This window comes from Solidesulfovibrio sp., assembly GCF_029978005.1.
GTDB lineage: Bacteria > Desulfobacterota > Desulfovibrionia > Desulfovibrionales > Desulfovibrionaceae > Solidesulfovibrio.
Map to the genome: position 1 here is coordinate 1 of NZ_JARKOZ010000221.1, position 3654 is coordinate 3654.

Consider the following 3654-nt stretch of genomic DNA (forward strand, 5'->3'; position numbering starts at 1 on the left):
GCCGCCGAGAGACAGGCGCACGAACTCGCGACCCATGGCCTTGGCGATGGACTTGGCCAGCGACGTCTTGCCCACGCCCGGAGGCCCGACCAGGCACAGGATCGGCCCCTTGATGCGCTCGACGAGCTTCTGCACGGCCAGATACTCCAGGATGCGCTCCTTGGGCTTTTCCAGGCCGTAGTGGTCCTCGTTGAGCACGCTCTCGGCGGCCGTTATGTCGAGGTCGGCTTCCTTGTAAACGTTCCAGGGCAGATCGAGGATCCATTCCACGTAGTTGCGCACCACCGTGTACTCGGCCGAGGACGGCGGAATCTGGCGCAGCTTCTTGATCTCGCGGAGGGTCTTCTCCCGGGCCTCGTCGGACATGTTCTTCTCGGCCAGGCGCGTCTCGAATTCGGCGGCCTCGGCCCCGGGATCGTCCTCGCGGCCCATCTCCTTGTTGATGGCCTTGATCTGCTCGTTTAAATAGTATTCTTTCTGGTTCTTCTCCATCTGCTGCTTGACGCGGTTCTTGATGCGCTTCTCGATGGAGGAGATTTCGATCTCGCCCTGCAGGAAGGCGTAGGCCTCCTCCAGGCGCTTGACCGGCTCGAGCTCTTCCAGCACGCCCTGCTTCTTGATGTAGTCCACCTTGAGGTGGGGCATGACGGCGTCGGCCAGCCGTCCCGGGGCGGTGATGGAATTGATGGCCAGAATGGTTTCCGGGGCCAGCTTCTTGTTGATGCGGCCGTACTGTTCCAGGGCTTCCTGCGTCGCGCGGATCAGCGCGTCGGACTCGGCCCCGGCGGACTCCTCCTCGGGCACGCGGCGCACGGTGACCATGGGATAGTCGGCGTCCTCGCCCACGCCCATGGTCTCGGGCTCCCATTCGGCCCGGTACAGGCCCTCGAAGAGCACCTTGATGGTGCCGTCGGGCAGGCGCAGCATCTGGAGGATCTTGCTCACGGTACCCATGCCGAACAGATCGTCGGGATTGGGCTTCTCGGTCTCGGGCGAACGCTGGGCGACCAGGAAGATCTTCTTGTCGTGGGCGGCCACGGCCTGTTCGATGGCCTTGATGGAGGCCTCGCGTCCGACGAACAGGGGGGCGATGGAACGCGGGAACATGACCACTTCCCGAAGGCTCATCATGGGCAGGCGTATGGCGTCGGCGGCGAACCGGTCATTGTCGAAGGTAAAACCCGTCATGCAACCTCCCGCTTACGGGGTTTTCTCGGCTGTGGGCTCCGGGCCGGAGGTTCGCTCCGGCCCGGCGGTCCTTTTGCGGCAGGTTCTAGTGTAAGGCCGATGCCGCCGTTGTCAAACGGGTGACGCGGGCATCAGGCCGTCTTGACTTCCTGGTGGTAGAAAAGCAGCGGTTCCAGGCCCTTCTCCACGACGGCCTTGTTGATCACGCACTCCTTGACGCCGGTCAAGGACGGCAGCTTGTACATGATCTCGAGCATGATGGTCTCCATGACGTTGCGAAGCCCCCGCGCGCCGGTCTTTCGCTCGATGGCCTTCTCGGCGATGGCGTCCATGGCGTTTTTCGTGAAGCGCAGGCGCACCTTGTCCAGCTCGAAGAGCTTCTGGTACTGCTTGACCAGGGCGTTTTTGGGCTCGGTCAGGATGCGCACGAGGTCGTCCTTGGTCAGCTCCTCGAGGCTGGTCAGGATCGGAATGCGGCCGATGAATTCGGGGATGAGCCCGAACTTGATGAGGTCGGCCGGATGCGTCTGGGCCAGCATCCGCGTGGCGTCGTCGTCGTGGCGGGGTTCGACCTTGGCCCCGAAGCCCATGGCCGAGCCGCGCATGCGCTGGCCGACGATCTTGTCCAGGCCGATGAAGGCGCCGCCGACGATGAACAGGATGTTGGCGGTATTTAACCGGATGAACTCCTGCTGCGGGTGCTTGCGGCCGCCCTTGGGCGGGATGTTGGCCTCGGTGCCTTCGATGATCTTGAGCAGCGCCTGCTGCACGCCCTCGCCCGACACGTCGCGGGTGATGGACGGGCTGTCGCCCTTGCGCGCGATCTTGTCGATCTCGTCGATGTAGATGATGCCCTTGCTGGCCGCCTCGATGTCGTAGTCGGCATTCTGCAGCAGCTGCACCAGGATGTTCTCCACATCCTCGCCCACGTAACCGGCCTCGGTCAGGGTGGTGGCGTCGGCGATGGCGAAGGGCACGTTGAGGATGCGGGCCAGGGTCTGGGCCAGCAGGGTCTTGCCGGAACCGGTGGGACCGATCAGGAGGATGTTGCTCTTGTCGATCTCCACGTCGTCGACGCCGGCGGCCCCGGCGTAGAACACGCGCTTGTAGTGGTTGTGGACGGCCACGGCGAGGATCTTCTTCGCCTGCTCCTGGCCGATGACGTATTCGTCGAGGAGGCGCTTGATCTCGGCCGGGGGCAGGAGCTTGCCGCCCTCGGTCTCCTCGCTCACGGACTCCTGGGCGATGATCTCGTTGCAAAGCGAGACGCACTCGTCGCAGATGTAGACGTCGGGCCCGGCGATGAGCCGCTGGACCTCGTCCTGGTTCTTTCCGCAAAACGAGCAGCACAACTCGCCTGAAACGGTGCTCTTCTTCTTAGTCATTGGGTAAACCCACCCTGTCCGACCGTCCGGACGTTTTCACCTGGTCCCCGGCGGGACCCAGCGTCTTTTCCTCGAAGTCCGCGCGTGCATGCTCCCAAGGCAACTTACCAGAATACTTATTTTTCGCCAAAACAAGCCCATCTTCAAGGACGCCGCGCTAGGCGTCCTCGGGTTCCTTCTTCGCAATAGGATCGCGGGAGGTCAACACCTTGTCGATGAGGCCGTAGGCCATGGCCTCCTCGGCGCTCATGAAATTGTCGCGCTCGGTGTCGAGCTGGATCTTCTCGATGGGCTGACCGGTGTGCTTGGCCATGATTTCATTGAGGGCGTCGCGGGTGCGCTTGGTTTCCTTGGCGTGGATCTCGATGTCCGTGGCCTGACCCTGGAAGCCGCCCGAGGGCTGGTGGATCATGATGCGGCTGTGCGGCAGTGCGTAGCGCATGCCCGTGGCGCCGGCGCACAGCAAAAGCGCGCCCATGCTCGCGGCCTGCCCCATGCACAGGGTCGAGACCGGCGGCAGGATGAACTGCATGGTGTCGTAGATGGCGAGCCCGGCCGAGACCACGCCGCCCGGGGAGTTGATGTACATGAAGATTTCCTTTTCCGGGTCTTCGGATTCCAGGAAAAGGAGCTGCGCGCAGATGAGGTTGGCGACATAATCGTCCACGGCGCTGCCGAGCAGGATGATGCGGTCGCGCAGCAGCCGGGAATAGATGTCGTAGGCCCGTTCGGAACGACCGGTGGTCTCGATGACTATGGGGATGGTGGTCATGTCGCTCCCGTTTTACGCCGGCCGGGGAGGCGGGCTGGACAATTCTGTCGCTTCCCCGTCCCCGCCGCGCACGCGCGCTTCGGGTTTTGGGCCGCGGCAGGCGGATTTTCGCCGCCGCGGCCCGTTGTCGTCAACGAACGGTATGCAAGAACCGGCCCAAACACTGGGCTAGTCGCGCACGCCGTAGCCCTTGTCGCCCCCTTCCGCTTCGCCCTCGGGCTTTTCCGCGGGCGGCACCTTGGTGACGGCGGCGTTGGCGTAGATGAAGTCCGCGGCCTTGTCCGCCAACAGCTTGTCGCGCACCATGAT

3 protein-coding genes are annotated in these 3654 nt (G+C 63.6%); all 3 read right to left on the reverse strand.

The features are described 5' to 3' along the window. On the reverse strand, positions 1-1188 hold a 1188-nt coding region (locus tag Q1K70_RS21955; RefSeq protein ID WP_300164862.1), incomplete at its 3' end, for an LON peptidase substrate-binding domain-containing protein. 131 nt (positions 1189-1319) lie between these two features. After that, on the reverse strand, positions 1320-2573 hold the full coding sequence (clpX, locus tag Q1K70_RS21960; RefSeq protein ID WP_300164865.1) for an ATP-dependent Clp protease ATP-binding subunit ClpX: 1254 nt from the start codon (positions 2571-2573) through the stop codon (positions 1320-1322). A 157-nt stretch (positions 2574-2730) separates the two neighbouring features. Then, positions 2731-3345, reverse strand: coding sequence for an ATP-dependent Clp endopeptidase proteolytic subunit ClpP (clpP, locus tag Q1K70_RS21965; RefSeq protein WP_300164868.1), 615 nt, complete (start codon positions 3343-3345; stop codon positions 2731-2733). Positions 3346-3654: the final 309 nt, after the last annotated feature.

Excerpts from the sequence above, each read along its gene's own strand:
- clpP (WP_300164868.1), bottom strand. The coding sequence starts at position 3,345 with ATGACCACCATCCCCATAGTCATCGAGACCACCGGTCGTTCCGAACGG.
- clpX (WP_300164865.1), bottom strand. The coding sequence starts at position 2,573 with ATGACTAAGAAGAAGAGCACCGTTTCAGGCGAGTTGTGCTGCTCGTTT.